Raw genomic sequence first — 20432 nt, forward strand, 5'->3', positions numbered from 1 at the left:
GGACAAAGGGGCGGCGCCGTGATTCTCCAGGACCTCAACCGCGTTCGGCAGATCTCCGTCATCGCGGTCCGGCATGGCTTCGGCGAGCTGGCCGAGCGCGCCGGGCTGTGGCGCATCCTGGGCCGCAAGGAGAAGGTGGAAGTCTCCCCGGAGGCCCAGCGCGCCTCCACCGCCCGGCGCTTCCGCATGCTGCTGAGTGATTTGGGCCCCACCTTCATCAAGCTGGGCCAGGTGCTCTCCACCCGCGCGGACCTGCTGCCCGCCGAGTACATCGACGAGCTGTCGCTGCTGCAGGACCACGTCGTCCCCATTCCCCTGGAGCAGGTGCACGCGCAGATTCGCGAGTCGCTGGGCAAGGAGGTGCAGGACCTGTTCGCGCAGATAGACCCGGTGCCGCTGGCCGCCGCGTCCATCGCCCAGGTGCACCGCGCGATTACGCTCCAGGGGGACGAGGTGGTGGTGAAGGTGCAGCGGCCGGGCATCGCCGCGAGCATCGACTCGGACCTGGGGGTGCTGCGCAGCCTGGCGCGCCTGTTGGAGGCCGTGGTGGAGGAGACGGGCGTCTACACGCCCTCCGGCATCGTGGACGAGTTCGACCGGGCCATCCACGAGGAGCTGGACTTCATCAACGAGGCCAACAACATCCGCGCCTTCCTGGAGAACCACCGGGAGCGGCCGTACCTCAAGATTCCGCGCGTGTACTCGGAGCTGTCCAGCCGCACGGTGCTGACGCTGGAGTTCATCCGCGGGGTGAAGATCAACCAGGCGCAGCTGGCGGAGGAGGACCGGAAGGTCATCGCGCAGCACATCCTGGAGGCGTCGTTCCGCCAGCTCTTCGACGACGGGCTGTTCCACGGGGACCCGCACCCGGGGAACATCCTGCTGCTGGAGGGCAACCGGCTGGCGCTGCTGGACTTCGGCGTGGTGGGGCGGCTGACGCGGCCCATGCAGGAGACGCTGGTGATGCTGTGCCTCGCGGTGGCGCTGAAGGACAGCGACTCGGTGGCGCGCATCCTCTACCGCGTGGGTGTGCCGGACGCGCGCGCCAACCTGGTGGGCTTCCGCAACGACATCGAGGGCATCCTCGGCCAGCACCTGGCCACCACGCTGGGCCAGGTGGACACGCGCTCGCTGCTGCGCGACTTGCTGGACCTGGCGGTGAAGTACCGCATCCGGATTCCGAAGGAGTACGCGCTGCTCAGCCGCGCGTCCGTGTCCACGGAGGGCATGCTGCGCAGCCTCTACCCGGAGATGAACATCATCGAGGTGGCGCTGCCGTACGCGAAGGAGCTGCTCGCCGGGCGGTATGACCCGTCGCAGCTGCAGGGCGGGCTGATGCGGACGCTCCTGCGCTTCCAGTCCATGGCGGCGGACCTGCCCACGCAGCTGTCGCAGATTCTCTTGGACATGGAGTCCGGCAAGTTCACCGTCACGGTGCGCGCGGACCAGTTCGAGAAGCTCAACGAGAATCTGCGCAGCGCGGCGGTGATTGCCTTCCTGGGCCTGTGCGCCTGTGGGTTCATCGTGGGGGCGTTCATCGCCTTCGCGCCGAAGCCGTGGATGTACGGCGGGGTGCCGGTGCTGGGCGTGGTGGGCATCGCCCTGGCGGCGGCGCTGTTTGGCGCCGTCCTCACCTGGTACCTCTTCGGCGGGCGCGGGCTGGGCAAGGTGCGGCTGAGCCGCTTCCTGAAGAAGCAGAAGCCGAAGCGCAGGTAGGGCGGACCCGCGCAGGTCCGCCCTACCTCCTGTCGCTACACCGGCCGGCGGAACAGGTCCGCGAGGTCCGCGGGGAGCTGCGAGGCCACGGCGGCCACCTCGTCCTCGGGGATGCGGTCTCGGACGGCGGTGAAGACGGTGGTCACCACGCGGAAGGCCTGGTCCACGGGGATGCGCAGGTGGTCCGCCACGTCGGAGATGAACTCGTCGCGCGACATCCGCTTCGCGTGCGACGGGCCCCGGTGGATGTCACAGGCGCCGATGAGCCGGCCAATCCGGTCTCCCAGCGCGCGCATCAGCTTCACGTCCTCGCCGTCGGACAGGCGCCGCGCCAGGGTGCAGAGCACGGCGTCCGCCGCGTCGCGCGAGTTGACGCCGTTCACCCGCAGCTCCTGGCTGTTCTGCAGCTCCAGCATGAAGGCCTGGCGGTCCGCGGGCTCGTCCCGTCCCTTCACCGGCTCGGCCGAGAAGTCATGAGGGGGTTCGGTGTGCTGCGCCATGGGGTCGTCTCCTTGTTCGCGGTGTGTAGGGAGTCATGGCGTGTCCGCCTGACGTCAGTCACGGTGGCCATGCCCCGCGCCGCCATCAGCCGGGAGCCGACGGCACCTCCCGCCGCGAGCCCGGAGCCGGGAGCCCGCTGGGACGTACGCCCCTGCCCTGCTCACTCCGCGGCAGGCGCGCCGTGGAGACTCGCGGCAACCGCCCGCTCCCGTGGCGCCCTCACTTCGCGGCGGGGACCTCGGGCGGCTTCGAAGCAGCGGGAGCCAGTGTGTTCAGCACCACCGCCCCACCCTTCATGACGAACCGGACGCGCTGAAGCTCGGTGATGTCGGCCAGCGGATCTCCCGAGACGGCCACCAGGTCGCCGTAGCGTCCCGGCTCCAGCGTGCCGACGTGCTGCTGGAGGCCGAGCAGCTCGGCGGCCCGCGAGGTGGCCGAGCGCACGGCCTCGATGGGCGGCAGGCCCGCGCGGTGGAGCGCGATGGGCTCCATGGCATTGCGGCCCTGCTGCCAGGCCGTGCTCGCGTCGAAGCCGCTGACAATCTTCACGCCGAGCTGGTGGGCGAGCGCCACCATCTTCCGCGCCCCCGCCAGCCGTTCCTCGAAGCGCTGGCGCGCGGCCGCGTTGGGAGCGCGCTCCGCCAGTGCCTCGAGGATGCCCACGGTGGGCACCAGGAAGGCGCCCTTCTTCTGGAGGAGCTCCAGCGCGGCGCGGTCCGCGTCGTGGCCATGCTCGATGGAGTCCGCCCCCGCAGTGAGCGCGTTGCGGATGGCCTCGGGGGTGTTGGCGTGGACGGCGGCCTTGCGCCGGGCCTTGTGCGCCTCCTCGATGATGACGCGCAGCTCGTCGACGGTGAGCGTGGGCGTGGCCCAGTCCGCGTAGATTTTCAGCAGGTCCGCGCCCTGCCCCAATTGCTCGCGCGCGGCGCGGCGGGCCTCCTCCACGCCGCTGACGAACTGTGCCCCCGTGGGCAGGTCCTTCACGTCGGGCGAGGTGCCGAACGGGTGGTACGCGCCCACCGCCGCGATGCCCTTCGTGGCCACCAGCATGCGGGGCCCCTCCACCAGCCCCTGCCGGATGGCGTCGCGCAGGGCCACGTCCGCGAAGCCGCTGCCCTCGTTCTCCACGTCGCGCACGGTGGTGAAGCCGGCGCGCAGCGTGGCCCGGGCGTTGGCCGCACCCTCCAGCGCGCGGGTGGCCTGGGACTTCTTGAGCAGGGCCAGCTCGTAGCCGTCCGGCGTCTCCTCCTGGCGCGCCATGAGATGCGTGTGGCCGTCGATGAGCCCCGGCAGCACCGTGGCCTCGCCCAGGTCCACCACCTCCGTGCCCTCGGGAATCGCGAGCCCCGGGCCGGCCTTCACGATGCGCTCACCCTCGATGAGGATGACCGGCTGGCTCACGTACCTGCCGCTCTTCACGTCGAGCATCCGCGCGGCACGCACGGCCACGCGGCGGGGCGTCGCGGCGGGCTGGGCCGTGGCGACGGCGCCAAGGGTCAACGTCAGCAGGGACAACACACGGGCAAGCCGCTTCACGAAGCCTCCAGTGGAAAACAGAAACGCTACGCAGCGTAGCGCGCGGCGGGGCGGGTGAGGCCGCGACGTCGGAAACCCGACGCGTCCCTCGAATCTCTGAGGTTGTCAGCCGCTCACCCTCAGATCTTCGAGGGGCCCATCCGCTCGCATCGCGCGTACACTGCTTCGCGAAACAGGGGCCGGCCATCTCGTCACCTTCACCGGAGGGAGAGCCATGTCCTGGAAGCACCCTGCATCACTCTCGCTGCTCACGCTGTGCCTCACCGCCTGCGGCGGACCGCCCGACGCAGGCGCGCCCGAGGAGACCGCCGCCACGCGGGAGGCGCCGGCCCATACCTCGGAGGCCGCCGAGCACACCTCCCCACCGCCTGATGGGGACACGGTGCCCCCTTCCGGAGACGAGGGCTCCGATGCCACGCCCTCCACGCCAGGTGACGCCGCTTCCGGCGAGGGAGCCGGCCGGGACGAGCCGCCGCCCGCGGCGCCGCGTGTCCCCAGGCTCCTCATCGTTCCCAAGCAGTACCCTACCATCCAGGCCGCGGTGGACGCCGCGGAGTACGGGGACACCATCCACGTCGCGCCCGGCATCTACACGGAGCACCTCCGCCTGAAGAGCGGCATCCGCCTGTCGAGCCTCGGCGCGCCCTACACCTTCCTGGACGCGAAGGGCGCTTCCCGGAACCTCATCGACTTCACCGGCGCCACGGACGTGATCATCTCCGGCTTCACGTTCCGCAACGTGGGCTCCGACACCCACTGCGTCATGAACAGCGACCTGACGCGCTGGTGCTCGGGCAACTGGTACGCCGCGGCCGTCTACGCGGACGGGCACTGGCCGTCGTCCGCGCGCGTGGAGAACAACATCTTCGAGCACAACGGCAACGCCGTGCTGCTCTACTTCCAAGCGAAAGCCGAGGTGCGCCGAAACCTCTTCCGCGAGAACGACCACGCCCTCACCTTCCCCCATTTCCAGGACAGGGCGACCGTCGAGGGCAACATCTTCTGGAACAACCGCGAGCTCGCCATCGGCGTGATTGCCGGCTACATCGACATCCGGCGCAACTTCATCGCGGGCTCGGCCGTGGGCATCCTGCACAGCTACGTCCAGACCGGCGATATCCGCTGCAACCTCTTCTTCCGGAACGGGGAGCACGTCGCGGAGACGCACCATGTCCCGCAGCGCGTCCGCCTGGGGGAGGATGGCAACGTGGTGCTGGACCCGCTCTTCATGGACCCCGAGGCCGGAGACTTCCGCCTCCACCCCGACTCGCCCCTGAAGACGCTGGAGTGCCTGGGCGACCTCGGCCATGAGGGCCTGGGCCCCGAGTCCAAGGACTGAAAAAAGCCGACGCCGCCAGCCCCACCCGGAAACCCCGGGAGCGCTGGCGGCGCGCGTGGAACGGAACCTCCGTTCCGCGGTCAGCCGTGGGTGGCGGGCCGGGCCTCGTCGGTGCGAGGCGGGTGCGCTCCGGCCTCGTCGTCCGGCGTCTTGCCCCTCCAGGTGGCCAGCCGCGTCTTCATGCGGTCCGCCACCACGTAGAAGGCGGGCACCACCAGCAGGCTGAGCACCGTGGACACGGACAGGCCGCCCAGCACCGCGATGGACATGGGCGCGCGCGTCTCCGAGCCCGCGCCCAGCGCCAGCGCCGCCGGCACCGCCGCCATCATCGTCGCGGTGGACGTCATGAGAATCGGCCGCAGCCGCACCGGGCCGGCGCGCTGCATGGCCTGCACCGCGTCCGCCCCGCGCTCGCGCTCCTGCAGCGCGTAGTCCACCAGGATGATGGAGTTCTTCTTCACGATGCCCATCAGCAGCAGGAGGCCAATCATGCTGAAGATATTCAGCGTCGTCCCCGTGGCCAGCAGCGCGAAGGCCGCGCCCGCCACCGACAGCGGAAGAATCGTGAGCACCGTCACGGGGTGCAGGAACGAGTTGAACTGCGCGCCGAGCACCATGTACGCCACGCCAATGCCGAGGAAGAGCGCGAAGAACAGGCTGTTCATCGAGTCGCGGAAGGCCACGCTCGCGCCGCCCGCCACCACGCGCACGCCGCCGGGCAGGTCCTTGGCGAGCTGCTCCACCTGCGCCAGCGCCTCCTGCTGATTCGAGCTCGGCGCCACGTTGCCGTAGATGCTGATGGCGCGCTCACGATCCCTACGGGTGATGGCCTGCAGCGCCGGGCGCTCCTCCTGCGTCACCAGCGAGGACAGCGGCACCAGCGCGCCGCTGGCGGTGCGCACCTTCAGCACCGACAGGTCCTCCGGCCGCGAGCGCTGGTCCGCCAAGAGGCGCATGCGCACGTCGATGCGCCGGCCGCCGGTGCTGTACTTGCCCACGCGAATGCCGCCCACCAGCGCGTTGATGGTGGTGGCCACCGCCTGGATGGGCACGCCCAGGTCCGCCGCGCGCGCCCGGTCCGGCGTAATTCGCAGCTCCGGCATGCCGAGCTGGTAGTCCGAGTCCACGTCCACCACCTTGCCGCCGGCCTGGAGCTTCTCGCGCATCTCCGTGCTGGCCTCCACGAGCTGCTCCCAGTCCGAGCCGCGCACGCTGAACTCCACCGGGAAGCCGCGCTGCGCGGTGAAGCCGCTCTGCGACTGGTCCTGCACCACCGCGCGCAGGCCCGGGTAGCTGTTCAGCTCCTTGCGGAGGATCTGCTGGAACTCCGCCTGGGGCATGCGCTCGTCGGGCGGCTTGAGGCTGACGAACATGATGCCGCTGTTCACCGCGCCGCTGCCGAAGCCTCCCACCACGGAGAAGACGCGCGTGACCTCCGGACGGCTGCTGGCGAACTCCTCCGCCCTCTTGAACAGCCGGTCCGTCTCCTCCAGGTTGCTGCCCACCGCCGTCTGCAGGCGCACCAGCAGGCGGCTCTGGTCCTGCGAGGGAACGAACTCGCTCGGCAGCGCGCGGAAGGCGAAGGCGCTGATGCCCAGGATGACCACCGACGCGCCCAGCACCCACCAGGGCCGCTTCAGGCCCCAGGCCAGCGTGCGCCCGTAGCCGCGCTCCAGCTTCTCGAAGGCGCGGTCCACCACCACGCCCACCCGGCTGCGGCCCTCGCGCGACGTCTTGAGGAGCTGCGCGCACCGCGCCGGCGCCAGCGTGATTGCCTCCACGTAGGACAGCAGCACCGCCACGCAGAGCGTCACGCCGAACTGGAGGAAGAACTTGCCGATGACGCCCTTCATGAAGACGACGGGCAGGAAGATGGCCACCACCGCCAGCGTGGCCGCCAGCGCCGCGAAGGTGATTTCCGCGGTGCCCTCGCGCGCCGCGCTCACGCGGTCCTTCCCCTCCTCCGCGTGCCGGAAGATGTTCTCCAGCACCATGATGGCGTCGTCCACGACGATGCCCACCGCCAGCGCGAGCCCCAGCAGCGTGAAGGTGTTGAGCGTGAAGCCGAGGAAGTAGATGACGGCCACCGTCCCCAGGAGCGACATGGGGATGGCCAGCACCACGTTCATCGTGGAGGACAGCGAGCCCAGGAACACCCAGCAGACGAAGGCGGTGAGGATGCACGCCAGCAGCAGCTCGAACTCGATTTCGTGGACGCTCTCCTCGATGAACTGCGTCGAGTCGAAGTTGATGCCCAGCTGCATCCCCTCCGGCAGGTCCTTCTGCATCTTGTCCAGCTCGGCGCGGATGCCCTGGGCCACCGCCACGGCGTTGGCGCCGCGCTGCTTCTTGATGCCCAGGCCCTGCGCCGGCTCGCCGTTGATGCGCGCCGCGCGCCGCACGTCCTCGAAGCCGTCCTCCACCAGCGCCACGTCGTGCAGGTAGATGGGCTGGCCGCCCTGCTCGCGGACGATGATTCTGCGCAGCGTCTCCAGGTCCAGCGCCTCGCCCATGACGCGGACGTTGACCTCGCGGCCCTCCGTCTCGATGCGGCCGGCGGGCAACTCCACGTGCTCGCGCTGGAGCGCGGCGGTGATGTCCGTGACGGTGAGGCCGAGCGCGTCCAGCTTCTGCGCGTCCACCCAGATGCGCACGTTGCGCTCCAGCAGGCCGCCCAGCTGCACCTCGCCCACGCCGGGCACCGTCTGCAGGCGCTCCTTCACGCGGTAGCGGGCGTAGTCACCCACCACCTGCTGGCTGAAGGGGCCGGAGACGCCCACCCACATGATGGGCTGGTCCTCGGGGTTGTTCTTGGAGATGACGGGCGGGTCGATGTCCTGCGGCAGCCGGCGCGCGGCCTGGCTCACGCGCGTCGTCACGTCCTGCAGCGCCAGGTCCACGTTGCGCGACAGGTCCAGCTCCACCGTGATGCTGCCGCCGCCCTGGCGCGCGTTGGAGGTGATGCTGGTGACGCCCTCCACCTGCGTCACGGCCTCTTCAATGGGCTCGATGACGTCGCTCTCGACGGCCTCGGGGTTGGCCCCTTCCCAGGTGACGCCGATGTTGATGGTGGGGAAGTCGACGTCCGGGAACTGGCTGATGCCGATGCGCTGCGCGGCCACCAGTCCGAAGACGATGGTGGCCGCCATGATCATCCACGCCAGGACGGGCTTCTTGATGCAGGCTTCCGTGAGGCTCATCTGCGGGCACCTCCGCCGCTGGTACCGCCGCCGCCCTCGGGCTTCGCGCCCGGCTCTCCCTTGAGGGTGGGCTTGGGGCCCTCGGCGATGCGCACCGCCACGCCGTCGCGCAGGGCCTCGCCGCCGCGCACCACCAGCGTCTCGCCGGCCTTCAGGCCGTCGCGCACCTCCACCCGGCCATCCGCCGTGCGCATGCCCAGCTCCAGCACGCGCTCGCGGGCCTTGTCGCCCTCCACCACGTACGCGAGGAAGCCCTTCTCGCTGGCGCGCACCGCCGTCTGCGGCACCACCGGGCTGCCGCCCCGCGTCTCCACCGGCACCGCCACCGTGGCGAAGGAGCCCGGCCGCAGCCGCTTCACGGCCTCGCCGGAGATCTCCGCCGTCACCGGCACCATGCGGCTGGCGTCGTCCGCGGCCTCGGCCACGTGGGTGATCTTCGCGGTGAAGTCGCCGCCCAGCGAGCGCACGGTGAAGCGCGCCGGCATGCCCGGCTGGATGCGCGCGACGTCCGCCTCGGGCACGGTGAAGCGCAGCAGCATGGGCTCGCGCCGCAGCAGCGTGGCCATGACGAGGCCCGGCTGCACGTACTGGCCCGTCTGCACGGTGCGCGTCTGCAGCACGCCGTCCATGGGGGCGCGCACGTAGGCGTCGCGCTGGTTGAGCTGCGCCTGGTCCAGGAGCGCCTTCGCCGCGGCGACCTCCGCCTCCGCGGTGCGGGCGCGCGTCTGGTACGTCTCGAGCTGCTCGGTGGGCAGCAGGCCCGGCCGCGCCTCGTTGACGGCGGCGCGGCGCTCGGCGCCGGCCTGGGCCTCCACCAGCGAGGCCTTCGCCTTGGCCAGCGCGGCCTCCGCGGAGCGCACGGCGATGGCGTAGCGGGCGGGCTCGATTTCCGCGAGCACGTCACCCTTCTTCACCGCCTGCCCCTCCGTGAAGAGCACGCGCTCCACGGCGCCGGCCACGCGGGCGGTGATCTGCACCCGCTCGAAGGCCTCCACGGAGCCCACCGCGTTCACCACGTACTCCACGTCGCGGGCCTCCACCGGGGCCACCTCGACGGGGAACTGGATGGGACCGCGGCCACCGGGGCGGCCACCGCCACCCCCGCCCTGGGCCGCCGGCGCGCCGGGGCCGGCCTTCGACGCCTCCGCGTCCTTCTTGCAGCCGGCCCCCATGGCCAGCACGGCCACCGCCAGCGTCAGCTTGGTTGCGCGTCGCATTCCCTTCACGGTTCCTTCCCCAAAGGATCGAGTCCGACAGCCGCCCTGAGTCCGAGGAGCGCCACGCCCAGCGCATAGCGGCTCTGCGCCTGGGACACCTCCGCCTCGAAGAGGCGAAGCGAGGCGTCCGCCACCGTCAGCGCCGTGGACAGGCCCTGACGGTACAGAATCCCCTGCTCCTCCGCGTTCTGCCGCGCGGCGCGGACCGCCAGCTCGCTCTGCGTGAGCGCGGCCTGCGCGTTCTCCAACCCCACCCGCGCCCGCTGGATGTCCACGTCCACGCGGCGCGTGCTCGCCTGCTCCTCCAGCGCCGCGGCCTTCGACAGGGCCACGCGCTCACGGCGCTCGGCGTAGCGCTCGCCGCCGTCGAAGAGCTGCCAGGTGAGGTCCACGCTGAAGAAGCCGTCGCCGGTGCGCCCGGTGAGACCTGCCTCGTTGGTGAGCCGGTAGGTGTACGACGCACCGAGCGCGGGCAGCAGCCGGGCCAGCGGCTCCTTCGCATTGGCCTTCAGCGACTCCACCCGCAGCCGCGTGGAGAGGATGTCCGGGCGGCGGTCCGCCGCGCCCTGGGCGAGCGCCTCGTACACGCTCAGCGGCCGGGCGGCGTCCGTCAGCAGCGCGTCCGGCGGGGCGAGGCCTCCCTCCACAGGCTCCACCAGCAGGTAGCCCAGCTCCAGGCGGCTCGTCTGCGCGGTGTTGCGGGCGTTGGTGAGCTGCACCTCGGCGCTGGCCACCTCCAGCTCCGCGCGCGTCACGTCATTGGTGCTCGCGAGGCCGGCCTTCGCGCGGGCCTGGGCGTCCTCCAGGGACTGCCGGGCGAAGGCGAGCCGCTGCTCGGCGGCCTGGAAGACCTGCTGATCCGCCAGCGAGACAAGGAAGGCGTTGGCGGCCTCGAAGGCCACCTGGCGGCGGGCCTCCACGGCGTCCAGTCCGGCGGCCTCGCCCTCGAGCTTCGCGGCCCGGTACAGGGGGAAGCCCCGGGCGTCGAACAGGGTGGCGCGCGCGACGATGTTGGCGCCGAAGGCGTTGTAGCGCTGGAGGATGACCTCCTCGCCGCCCACGTTGCGCGTGGTCTGGTTGGGGCGCCGCGTGTAGGTGCCGGTCGCCGTCAGCTCCGGGAAGAAGAAGGCGCGGGCCCGGGCCACGCGGGCCTCGGCGGCCTGGGCGCGCTGCTGGGCCGCCAGCGCCACCTCGTTCCGCTCCGCGGCCAGGGACACCGCGCGCTCCAGCGTCAGCGACGCGGCCTGGGCGGGTGCGGGGGCCGCACCGGGCGTCGGGGCCGCCCCGTTCACCGAAGCGTCGGGAGGCGTACCGGGAGTGCCGGCCTCCTGGGCCAGGGCACCGGGCGCGGACAGGGCGAGCCAGGCACACAGGGGCGAGGCGAGAGCGAAGCGGGCGGCGGACATGTGCGGGCGGAAGGGAGTCTTTCCCAGGGGAGCGGTTCGGCGCGCCATATAACGAAGGTGACGGAGGTGGGGCTATGGCCATTCGCGCGTCTGGACGGTGCCCGGCGCGGCGGACTATGGGTGACTGCGGGGTCTCCTAAGTTTCTGACCTCGGTGCGTCATGAAGTCGGGCGGCAGGCGCGCCCGGGAATGCACAGGCAATGCGTTTATTCCTGCTCGGTGTGCTGGCGGCGTCGGTTTTCCTATCAGGGTGTCGGAAGGAAGAGCCCCCTCCCGACGCGGGCGCACTGCGGGTGGCCATCACCTATGCCACCTTCCACCCGGGCTGCCTGACGCTGTCGGTCGTGGACCGGGAGGACCCGTCCCGGACGGACGTCGCGCAGGTGCCGGTGGAGGCCGGCGGCTCCAGCGGTACGGAGCTGGTGGCCATCCTCGGACGCGAGGGGTGGAGCCGGAACCTGACGCTGACGGCGAGCGCGCGCGAGCGCTCCTGCAATGGCCCCGTGGTGGCGGAGCAGTCCGTCGAGGCCCAGGTACCGGTGGAGGGCATCACGGAGACGCGGCTGGCACTGCGGGCCGAGGACCTGGACGGTGACGGCTACGTCTCCGCGCGAGGCGAGCGCCCCGGCTCGGACTGCGATGACGACGACGCGAACATCCACCCGGCGGCGACGGAGCTGTGCGACGGCATCGACAACAACTGCGCGAATGGCGAGGCCGACGCGCCCGACGCCCTCACGTACTACGCGGACGCGGACGGAGACGGCTACGCGGCCTCGAACGCCCAGCCCCGTCCCGCCTGTGTCCCGCCCTCGGGGTTCGTCACCCAGTTGGGTGACTGCAACGACGCGGACGCCCGCATCCACCCCGGCCAGCAGGAGTCCGTCTGCGATGGCGTGGACGAGGACTGCGACGGCGTCCCGGACGATGACGGCTTCGCGGTGGGCACCTCCTGCACCACGGCCCAGGGCTGCGCCGGGATGAGGAGCTGCCAGTCGACGTCGTCCGCCGCGTGCGTCAGCCAGCAGCAGCCCTCGGACTGGTACGTGGACGAGGACGGGGATGGCAGGGCCGGCGCGGCGGTGGGCCCCGGCTGCGTGGCGCCCGTGCCGGGAGCCACCACCGAGCGCACCGACTGCGACGAGAGCACCCGCTTCGCCTCCACGGGCGCGCGCGACGTGTGCGACCGGCTGGACAACGACTGCGACGGACAGGTGGACGAGGACGACCCCGGGTGCGCCGCGGTGACGTGGAGACAGGACACCGTCGGAGTCGCGACCGGGAATTGGAACGCGGTGGCTCCGTATGGACAGGACCGGGGCTGGCTGGCGGGTGACGCTGGCAGGGTCGTCCACGTGAGCGGGACCGCCTTCGACGCGGTGACGAGCTGCGCCGGCGAGTGGCGGTCCGCATGGGCGGCGAGCAATGGGCGCGTGTTCCTCGGCGCGTCCACGGGCGAGTTGGCCACGGTGCGGCCCGACGCGCTCGCCTCGTGTGAGCGGGTGGGCGGCCCGGGGAGTGCCCCCCTCAACGGGATGGTTGGCTTCGAGCAGGGCACCACGGTGCGGCTGTTCGCGGTGGACAGTCAGGGCCGCGTCATCCGCTGGGAGTATGTGGAGGGCGCCCCGACGCAGGCCGCGCCCCAGCTCGTCACCCAGGTGGCCTCCAACCTGCGCGCCATCCATGGCCTGGGTCCGGAGACGCTGCTCGCGGTGGGCGCGGAGACGGTGGGACTCACCGAGCGCCCCGTGGCTTGGCGCGCGCCCGCGAGCGGAAGCACATGGACCAAGGAGAACCTGGGCGTTCCGACGAGCACCGGGTACCTGCGGGCGGTGCGCGTGCTGACACCGCGACTGGCATACGTGGCGGGAGACGATGGCCTGCTGCTGGAGCGCTCGGGGACGACGTGGACGGCGAGGAGCGGCCCCACGCCCTCGGGCAGCGGCACGCCAGACTATCGGGCCCTGCTGGCCTTCGGGCGCACCGCGCTCTACGTGGTGACCTCGACGTCGAACGACCTCCACTTCTTCGACGGCACGGCCTGGAACAGCGTCATCGTCGCGGCCGAGACACTCAACGCGCTCGAGGGCACCGGCCCTGGCGACGTCTGGGGCGCGGGCCATGACGGTGCCCTCGTCCGCTGGCGGCCCTGAGACGGGAACGGACTGTCGGCCATGGACCTTCGCGCGGACGGCCTCACGGTGCGGTACGGGACGCGCACGGTGCTGGCCGGCGTGGACTGTGCGCTGCCTCCCGGCACACAGGCGTTGGTGCTGGGGCGCTCGGGCTCCGGGAAGACGACGCTGCTGAAGGCGCTTGCGGGACTCATTGCCCCGGCGGAAGGCCGCGTGCTGTGGGACGGGCAGGAGGCCTCGCGCCTGCGACTGGAGGAGCGGCGTGAGCGACAGGCCGCCTTCGGCATGGTGTTCCAGACGGACGCGCTCTTCGACTCGCTCACCGTGCGCGACAACGTGCTGCTGCCCCTCGCGCGCCGCCGCGTACCGGAGGCGGAGGCCGCGGCGAGAGCGGACGAGGTGCTGCGCGCGGTGGGGCTTTCGGACGCGGCGGGCACCCTGCCCGAGCGGCTGTCCGGCGGCATGAAGAAGCGCGCGGGCCTGGCGCGAGCGCTGGCGGCGCGGCCGTCGGTGCTCCTGGCGGATGACCCCTTCGCGGGGTTGGATCCAGGCACGGCGCGGCAGGTGGCGCGGGTGCTGCTGGAGGTCTCCGGCGGCGGCACGCTGCTGGTGGCCGCGCCCGAGGCCCCGGTGGACCTTCCCCTGCCCCGCTGGCTGTACCTGCGCGGCGGGCGGCTGGTGCACGACGGGCCGCCCGCGCCGGAGCTGGAGCACGCGCCGGACGAGGTGCTCGGATGAAGGCACTGGCCTGGGTGGGGCGCATGGGCCTGGACGCGGTGCGTGGCGCGGGCGCGCTGGGGCTCGTGGCCGGGCGCACGATGCTGGGGCTGCCCCGGCTGGAGCGGCGCGAGCTGGCGCGGGCGCTGGTGCAGTTCGGCTACGGCTCGCTGCCGCTGGCGCTGGCGACGGCGGCGCTGGCGGGCGTCATCGTCGTGCTCCAGGCGGGGCTCTACATCCAGCGCTTCGGCGCGCGGGCGTTCCTTGGGTGGGCCTCGGGGTACGGGGTGCTGTGGGAGTTCGGCCCGCTGCTGCTGGGGCTCATCATGTCCGCGCGCATCGGCGCGAGGAACGCGGCGGAGCTGGCCACCATGCAGGTGGGCGGGCAGATTGAGGGCCTGCGCGGCATCGGGTTGGACCCGTTCGCCATCCTCGTGGCGCCGCGCGTGGTGGCCATGGAGCTGAGCATGCTGGCGCTGAGCACCTTCACCTTCCTGGTGGCCATCCTCTTCGAGGCCGGGGCGGCGCTCCTCACGCTGGGCCTGCCGTTGCGGGTCTTCTTCGGGACGTTCGCGCACATGCTGAGCCCGTTGGACATCCTCGGGGGCGTGGTGAAGACGGGTGCCTTCGGGCTGGCCATCTCGCTGATGTCCACGGCGGTGGGCCTGTCCGCGCGAGGCGGCGCGCGCGCGGTGGGCCAGGCGGCGGCGAGCGCGGTGGTGCGCGGGTGCGCGGCCATCTTCGTGCTCGACTTCCTGCTCACCTCGCTGCTGTCGAGGTGGATGGCATGAGCGCGGTGCTCTCCTTCTTCGGAGCGCCGGCGGTGATGCTGGCGCGCACGGTGCGCGCCTCGGTGCGCAACGGCGTGCCCTGGCGCGAGTCGCTGGCACAGCTCCACGAGCTGGGCGGGCGCAGCGTGTGGCTGGTGATGTCCGGCATGGCCTTCTTCGGGGCGGTGCTGGTGACCATCGCCAACAGCCAGGCGCGGCGCTTCGTGGGGAACGTGGCGGTGCTGGGGCCGGCGTACTTCGAGCTGCTCATCCGCGAGCTGGGCCCGGTGATGTCCGCGCTGCTGACGGCGTCTCGCGCGGGCGCGAGCCACGCGGCGGAGCTGTCCACCATGAGCGTCAACGAGCAGGTGGAGGCGCTGGAGATGTCCGCGGGAGACCCGCACTCGGACCTGGTGGCGCCGAGGGTGGTGGCCGGGGTGCTCGGAGTGCCGCTACTGAGCGTGCTGGGGACGATAGCGGCGACGCTGTCGGCGGTGGCGGTGGCGGGGTTCGCCTTCGGTGTGGACGGGAGGTCCTTCATGGACCCGCGCTACGTGGACGCGTGGGACATCCTGGCGGCGCTGCTGAAGGCGGCGGGCTGCGGGTTGTACATTCCCCTGGCCGCGGCGGTGGCGGGGCTGAGGGCGCGGGGCGGCGCCGAGGCGGTGGGCGAGGCCACCACCGCGGGCGTGGTGGCGGCGAGCCTGGGGTGCCTGTTGATAGACCTCGCCGTGTCCCTCGCCTTCCACCTGCTGCGCCTGTGAGCCGAACGTGAGCCCCTCCTCCACCGAAGACACGCTGCGCTTCACGGACGTGCGCGTCGCGTTCGAGGCGGGACGGCCGGTGCTGCGAGGGCTGACGGCGGAGGTGTCCACGCGGGAGCTGACGTTCATCGCGGGGGCGAGCGGCTCCGGGAAGAGCGTGCTGTGCCGCATGGCGGTGGGGCTGCTGCGCCCGGACGCGGGACAGGTGGAGCTATGGGGCGAGCGGGTGGACACGCTGCCCGAGCGCGAGCTGGTGCGGCTGCGGCGCCGGGCGCCGTACCTGGTGCAGGGCCCGGCGCTGCTGGACTGGCGGACGTTGCGTGAGAATGTGCGGCTCGCGGACCCGCGGGCGCCCGCCGAGGACGTGGAGGCGGCGCTGGCGCAGGTGGGGCTGGTGGAGTGGGCGGACCGGCTGCCGCCGGAATTGGGGCCGGGCGCGAAGAAGCGGGCGGCGATTGCGCGGGCGTTGGTGCTGAAGCCCCGCTACCTGTTGCTGGACGAGCCCACCACGGGGCTGGACCGGCGGGCGGCGTCGCAGGTGGAGGACGTGCTGGCGTCACTGAAGGCGCGGGGGCTGGGCGGGTTGGTGGTGACGCATGACTACCGGCAGTTGAAGGGGCTGGCGGACCGGGTGCTGGTGGTGGCGGGCGGACAGTGCGCGTACCTGGGCCCGCCGGCCGCGTTCCTGGAATCCTCCGCGCCCGAGCTTCGGGTGCTGACGGCGCCGTTCATGGAGGGCGAGACGAATGGATGAGCGACGGTTGGAGCTGAAGGTGGGCGCCCTGGTGCTGGCGACGGTGGTGGGCGTGATTGCGCTGCTGTGGCTGATGGGCGAGCTGACGCTGGGCTCCGAGGCGGGGCTGGCGGTGGACTTCGGCCACACGGGCAACGTGGTGGAGGGCGCGCCGGTGAAGCTGGGCGGCGTGCAGGTGGGACGCGTGCAGGCCATCCGGTTGCTGCCGGAGCGGCGGGACTCGCAGGGCCGACCGATGCCGGTGCGCATGGACCTGGCGGTGGCGCCGGAGGCGCTCGGCGCGCTGCGGAAGGATGCGCGGGTGACGGTGGCCACGGTGGGCATCCTGGGTGAGCCGTATCTGGAATTGAACCCGGGTTCGGCACAGCACCCGCTGGGCGCGGGCGAGGCGGTGCGCGGGACGGATGCGCCGAGGTTGGATTTGCTGGCGGAGCAGCTCTCGCGCTTCGTGGAGATGCTGTCCGCGATGCTGGAGAAGGACCCGGAGGCGGTGACGGAGCTGGCGGCGAACGTGTCGCGGCTGACGAAGACGCTGGACCGGATGCTGACGGAGAACGAGGGCGACGTGAAGGTGCTGGCCTCGGAGCTGGCGGCGGCGTCGAAGGACCTGCGGCAGCTCGCGGGCTACGCGCGCGAGTCGTTCCAGCCCGGAGGCAAGGGTGCGCGGCTCCTGGAGGACGCGGCGGCCACGGCGGCGGTGATGCGCAGCGAGCTGCCGGGGCTGACGAAGTCCGCGGGCACGACGCTGGACAGTCTGGCGGCGGTAACGGGCGCGCTGGGCCCCGAGGACGGGCAGCGCGTGAAGGTGGCGCTGGAGCGCTTCACGAACGCGGCGGGACAGCTGGAGGGCATCGCCGCGAGGGCGGACCGGGTGCTGGCGAAGATTGAAGGCGGCGAGGGCACGGCCGGCGCGGTGCTCCAGGACCCCACGCTGTACAATGAGCTGCGCACGCTGGTGACGGACCTGCGCAAGCATCCGTGGAAGGTTCTCTGGAAGGACTGAGGCTCCCGCCGAAAGCGCCATGTTCCGACGCCTGCTCATCCTCTTCGATGCCAGTGCGGACCCGGAGCAGGTGCTCACCGCCGCGCGGCGGCTCGCGCCGGCCCCGGACAGCGTGCACCTGTACGGCCTGTCCCCCGAGCGAAGGGATTTGGAGGCCCCACGACCTCCGAGCCTCAACGCCCTCGACCGGTTCTGGGAGGCCGCGAAGGACTGGCACGTGGGCACGGGCATCGGCCACCAGTTGGAGGACCACCTCGACGTCGATGCGCTCACGCTCTCGGCCCGGCAGCACCATTCCGAGCTCGTGGTCATCGGCCCGCTGCTCGGCACGTCGCCCCATGCCCGCGCGAGGGTCATCCTGTCGCTCGCCATCCGCGAGCGGCTGCACGTGCTCTCCGTGGGTGCCCACTGTCCCACAGTGCCCTCCCCCACTTCGCGCATCACCCTCGCGGTGGCGCCGGATGGCAGGGGCCTGGGCTCGGTGGTGGACCTCATCACGAAGCGGGGCCTTCCACGCACCGAGCTGATCGCGCTCACCTCCACCGAGGCCCCCGGACGGGCCGACCAGCTCCACGCCCTCTCCCGCGCGCTGGGCGTCTCCGAGACGCTGCGCATGGAGTCCCTGGCCCAGAGCGTCCTGGGCCGCGCGGAGGCGTTCGAGTCGGCCGCGCGGCGCTGCGGGGCGGACCTCCTGCTCGCCCCCGCCGACGCCGTCGATGACATGGAGGCGCTGATGCTCGGGCTCTTCGGCGCCAGGGCCCTTCAGGACGCGCACGTCCCCACGCTGCTGCTGCCGCGCACGCTCCCCACATCCCCGCTGTTCGAGGAGCGCCATGCCGTCTCGGACTCGCTGCTCCTGCCCGGGCTGGAGCCCCGGTTCGCCATCGAGCGCGTCGGACTCCTGTTGAATGTCTCCGTCCCGGAGCCCGGTGTCCTCACCGTCTTCGAAGGCGGCAGTCCGCTCGGAAGTTCCCAGCACCAGGGAGGCACGGCCACCCTGCCGGCGTCGTGGTTCTCCCACGTGCGGAGCGGGCACCTGCCAGCCCTCGCCTTCACCTGCGACTCCGCCCCGGGCGAGCCCATCCCCTGCCACCTGCTGGCTCCCGAGCGGCCCCTGCTGCTCGTCGACAGCCGCCTCGCCCTGGAGCCTCTTGGAGATGTCCTGGCGAGGATGAGCGGTACGAGCCATCCCGTCTTCGTCCGTCTGCGGGACAGCGAGCCGCTCGACACGTGCCGGGAGCGGCTGCGCAAGCAACTGCCAGGGCTCATGCCACCGCTCCTCGTCGACGCCAGCGCCTGGCTCGACGACTTGCGCGCCGACGATGTCCCGCGTCAGGTGGATGCCCAGCGCCTGCTGCGCGTGGCCGTGCGCCTCGCCATGGCGGGCGCCGCCATCTCCGCCGTCATCACTCGCGACGAGCACAAGCCCGTCCACCCCTTCATCCGCACGCTCACCGAGAGCGAGCTGCTCCTGCTGTCCGAAGGCGACGCTCCGGCGCCCCTGCTGCTGCCGGAGGCGCCCGACACCATCTCGCGCGAACTCGCCCTCGCTGGAGGTGGCCAGTGCGCCGGGGGACATGCCATCGACTTCGAGTTCGACAACGCCGCCGCGCGAGAGTCGGCGATCGCCGCCATCGACGCCGCGCGGAGCACCGTGCATTGGCAGTGCTACATCGTCGAGGACGACACCGTCACGGCGCGCTTCGCGGAAGCACTCCAGCGCGCCGCGGGCCGGGGCGTGCACGTGCGGCTGCTCGCGGATGCGCTCTACAGCGGACACGAGACCTTCGGGGTCATGAACCCCGTCCTCGTGAAGCTCTCCAAGACACCGAACATCGAGGTGCGAGCCATCGCGCCCCTGTCCGGCCTGCCGAGCCTCTCCGCGCTGAAGCAGCGCAACCACCGGAAGATGCTCCTGGTCGACACGGAGCAGGCCTTCATCACCGGGCGCAACATGGGCGCGCCCTACTACACGGGCTTCAACGAGGTGGCGCTCCGGCGGACCTCGCACTACCGCGACGTGCCCTGGCTGGACTGTGGCGCGCGGCTCTCCGGCCCGCTCGTCTCCGACCTCGAGCGTGCCTTCCTCGCCGAGTGGACCCGCGCGGGCGGAGCACCCTACCCCGTGCCCGTCGCCGCACCGGCCGGAGAGATGTCGGCGCGGCTCGTCCTGCACGAAGGGCTCGAGGACACGCACACGCTGGACACGCAGCTCGCCCTCATCCGGCACGCGAAGTCACGGCTGGTGCTGGTGAATACCTTCCCGCTGCTCCTCGAACTGCAGAACGCGCTCGTCGCCGCGCTGCGCAGGGGCGTGCGAGTCGAGGTCCTCTTCGGCAGCGTCCGGCCCCACTACGGCCACCAGGACCACTTCGCCGGCGGCACCTTTCGCGAGGTGGCGGACCGGTACGTCCGCAGCCGCCTGGACGCGGTGATTGACGCGGGCGGCATCGCCTACGAGTTCGCGATGCCACCCGCCCCGGCCTGGGAGCCCGAGCTGGAGCGGGTCTTCCCGCATGTGCACGCCAAGCTCCTGGTCCAGGACACGGCCACGGTCGCCGTGGGCAGCGCCAACCTGGATGTCACCGCTGCCTACTGGGAGAGCGAGGCCCTCCTCGTCGTCCACGATGCGCCCTTCGCCGAGCGCATGCTCGCGGCGCTGGAGCCGCTGCTCGCGACGTCCCGCAGAATCGACCGCGAGGACACCCGCTGGCGCACCGAGGCCGAGCAGCGCGCCTGGGTGGGCCGCAACTGGCCCTCGCTCGTGGGCTGATTCAGGATGCCGTAAGGCACTGCACGGAGCAGGGCGCCGCCTGGCGAAGCTCGGACCGGAGCGACGCACGGAGCAGCGGGAGCGAGCACGAACTCGCGCCAGAGGGCGTGTCCCGCTCCAGGAGCAGCCGCCACCTCGACGAACTCCCGTCGCTCCAAGCGCTTCTGGCCCGGAGTCGCGGGCTGTTGCAGCATCCCCGGGCACCTGAGTCGAGAGCGGAGTCCCCGCGCTGCGCATACCCAAGTCGTCCCTTCCGGATGCCTCCAGCGTCGCGGCACCCGCATGCAACGCGACTGGCGCACCGGACCCCGAGCCTTCCGTCGCAGCCTCCTCCAGAGGAGGAGTCCCCGCGCCTCCATCCTCAGCGCCTTCGGTGCCAGCACCCTCCAGCGGAGGAGTCCCCGCGCCCTCTGTCTCAGCGCCTTCGGTGCCAGTGCCCTCCGAAGGAGGCGTTCGCTCGCCTCCAGCCCCGGAGTCCTCCTCCGCCGCCAGCGCCTTCCAGAGCACCCGCCCCATGGGGATGACGTTCTCCAGCGCGTCCTGCTCGTCGCCGCGCGCCACCGCCCGCACCAACTCCGCCAGCGCCCCCCAGAAGCTGTCT

The 20432-nt window shown here is 71.9% G+C and carries 14 protein-coding genes; 9 read left to right on the plus strand and 5 right to left on the minus strand.

Translation table 11 applies throughout. The features are described from left to right. Window positions 1-18: 18 nt before the first annotated feature. Complete coding sequence (locus tag HG543_RS02290) at window positions 19-1716, plus strand: AarF/UbiB family protein (protein ID WP_169342976.1); 1698 nt, start codon at window positions 19-21, stop codon at window positions 1714-1716. Window positions 1717-1751: 35 nt separating this feature from the next. On the opposite strand, the gene HG543_RS02295 is transcribed toward HG543_RS02290, so the two are convergent. Next, window positions 1752-2216, minus strand: a complete 465-nt coding sequence (locus HG543_RS02295; protein ID WP_169342977.1) for a DUF2267 domain-containing protein — start codon at window positions 2214-2216, stop codon at window positions 1752-1754. Window positions 2217-2436: 220 nt separating this feature from the next. Beyond that, window positions 2437-3753 carry an amidohydrolase family protein gene (locus HG543_RS02300; RefSeq protein ID WP_169342978.1) on the minus strand — a complete coding sequence of 439 codons (1317 nt, stop codon included), beginning with the start codon at window positions 3751-3753 and terminating at the stop codon, window positions 2437-2439. Between the two features lie 214 nt (window positions 3754-3967). On the opposite strand from HG543_RS02300, the gene HG543_RS02305 reads away from it, so the two are divergent. Next, window positions 3968-5092 (plus strand): right-handed parallel beta-helix repeat-containing protein, encoded by a 1125-nt coding sequence (locus HG543_RS02305; RefSeq protein WP_169342979.1) that lies wholly within the window; start codon window positions 3968-3970, stop codon window positions 5090-5092. An 80-nt stretch (window positions 5093-5172) separates the two neighbouring features. Here HG543_RS02305 and HG543_RS02310 read toward each other — a convergent pair whose 3' ends face one another. From HG543_RS02310 to HG543_RS02320, 3 genes are read right to left on the minus strand one after another with little or no spacing between them, the layout of a single operon-like run. Continuing rightward, window positions 5173-8292 (minus strand): efflux RND transporter permease subunit, encoded by a 3120-nt coding sequence (locus tag HG543_RS02310; protein ID WP_169342982.1) that lies wholly within the window; start codon window positions 8290-8292, stop codon window positions 5173-5175. After that, window positions 8289-9509, minus strand: a complete 1221-nt coding sequence (locus tag HG543_RS02315) for an efflux RND transporter periplasmic adaptor subunit (RefSeq protein WP_171818206.1) — start codon at window positions 9507-9509, stop codon at window positions 8289-8291. Before HG543_RS02315 ends, HG543_RS02310 begins: the two co-directional genes overlap by 4 nt. Window positions 9510-9514: 5 nt before the next feature. Next, window positions 9515-10915: a TolC family protein gene (locus HG543_RS02320; protein ID WP_169342983.1), complete on the minus strand. Its 1401-nt coding sequence runs from the start codon at window positions 10913-10915 to the stop codon at window positions 9515-9517. Window positions 10916-11208: 293 nt separating this feature from the next. Here HG543_RS02320 and HG543_RS02325 point away from each other — a divergent pair, with 293 nt between their 5' ends. Genes HG543_RS02325 through HG543_RS02355 form a run of 7 tightly spaced genes read left to right on the plus strand, consistent with a single transcriptional unit; the run spans window position 11209 to window position 19831 of the window. Next, window positions 11209-13068, plus strand: coding sequence for a MopE-related protein (locus HG543_RS02325; protein ID WP_343073250.1), 1860 nt, complete (start codon window positions 11209-11211; stop codon window positions 13066-13068). A 21-nt stretch (window positions 13069-13089) separates the two neighbouring features. Then, window positions 13090-13788 carry an ATP-binding cassette domain-containing protein gene (locus tag HG543_RS02330; RefSeq protein ID WP_169342985.1) on the plus strand — a complete coding sequence of 233 codons (699 nt, stop codon included), beginning with the start codon at window positions 13090-13092 and terminating at the stop codon, window positions 13786-13788. After that, window positions 13785-14558, plus strand: a complete 774-nt coding sequence (locus tag HG543_RS02335; RefSeq protein WP_169342986.1) for an MlaE family ABC transporter permease — start codon at window positions 13785-13787, stop codon at window positions 14556-14558. The genes HG543_RS02330 and HG543_RS02335 overlap by 4 nt, the downstream gene beginning before the upstream one ends. After that, entirely contained in the window at window positions 14555-15301 is a 747-nt protein-coding gene (locus HG543_RS02340; RefSeq protein WP_169342987.1) for an MlaE family ABC transporter permease, read from the plus strand. Before HG543_RS02335 ends, HG543_RS02340 begins: the two co-directional genes overlap by 4 nt. A 7-nt stretch (window positions 15302-15308) precedes the next feature. Continuing rightward, entirely contained in the window at window positions 15309-16055 is a 747-nt protein-coding gene (locus HG543_RS02345; RefSeq protein ID WP_169342988.1) for an ATP-binding cassette domain-containing protein, read from the plus strand. Beyond that, window positions 16048-17058, plus strand: a complete 1011-nt coding sequence (locus tag HG543_RS02350; protein ID WP_169342989.1) for an MlaD family protein — start codon at window positions 16048-16050, stop codon at window positions 17056-17058. The genes HG543_RS02345 and HG543_RS02350 overlap by 8 nt, the downstream gene beginning before the upstream one ends. A gap of 19 nt (window positions 17059-17077) precedes the next feature. Beyond that, a complete protein-coding gene (locus tag HG543_RS02355; protein ID WP_169342990.1) occupies window positions 17078-19831 on the plus strand; it encodes a phospholipase D-like domain-containing protein in 2754 nt (917 codons plus the stop codon). Window positions 19832-20432 lie beyond the last annotated feature (601 nt).

The sequence above is a fragment of the Pyxidicoccus fallax genome, assembly GCF_012933655.1.
In the GTDB taxonomy this organism is placed as follows: Bacteria; Myxococcota; Myxococcia; order Myxococcales; family Myxococcaceae; genus Myxococcus; species Myxococcus fallax.

Coding starts and splice junctions, on each gene's coding strand:
- HG543_RS02295 (WP_169342977.1), bottom strand. CDS start 2,216: ATGGCGCAGCACACCGAACCCCCTCATGACTTCTCGGCCGAGCCGGTG.
- HG543_RS02305 (WP_169342979.1), top strand. CDS start 3,968: ATGTCCTGGAAGCACCCTGCATCACTCTCGCTGCTCACGCTGTGCCTC.
- HG543_RS02340 (WP_169342987.1), top strand. CDS start 14,555: ATGAGCGCGGTGCTCTCCTTCTTCGGAGCGCCGGCGGTGATGCTGGCG.
- HG543_RS02350 (WP_169342989.1), top strand. CDS start 16,048: ATGGATGAGCGACGGTTGGAGCTGAAGGTGGGCGCCCTGGTGCTGGCG.
- HG543_RS02335 (WP_169342986.1), top strand. CDS start 13,785: ATGAAGGCACTGGCCTGGGTGGGGCGCATGGGCCTGGACGCGGTGCGT.
- HG543_RS02315 (WP_171818206.1), bottom strand. CDS start 9,509: ATGCGACGCGCAACCAAGCTGACGCTGGCGGTGGCCGTGCTGGCCATG.
- HG543_RS02355 (WP_169342990.1), top strand. CDS start 17,078: ATGTTCCGACGCCTGCTCATCCTCTTCGATGCCAGTGCGGACCCGGAG.
- HG543_RS02320 (WP_169342983.1), bottom strand. CDS start 10,915: ATGTCCGCCGCCCGCTTCGCTCTCGCCTCGCCCCTGTGTGCCTGGCTC.
- HG543_RS02310 (WP_169342982.1), bottom strand. CDS start 8,292: ATGAGCCTCACGGAAGCCTGCATCAAGAAGCCCGTCCTGGCGTGGATG.
- HG543_RS02330 (WP_169342985.1), top strand. CDS start 13,090: ATGGACCTTCGCGCGGACGGCCTCACGGTGCGGTACGGGACGCGCACG.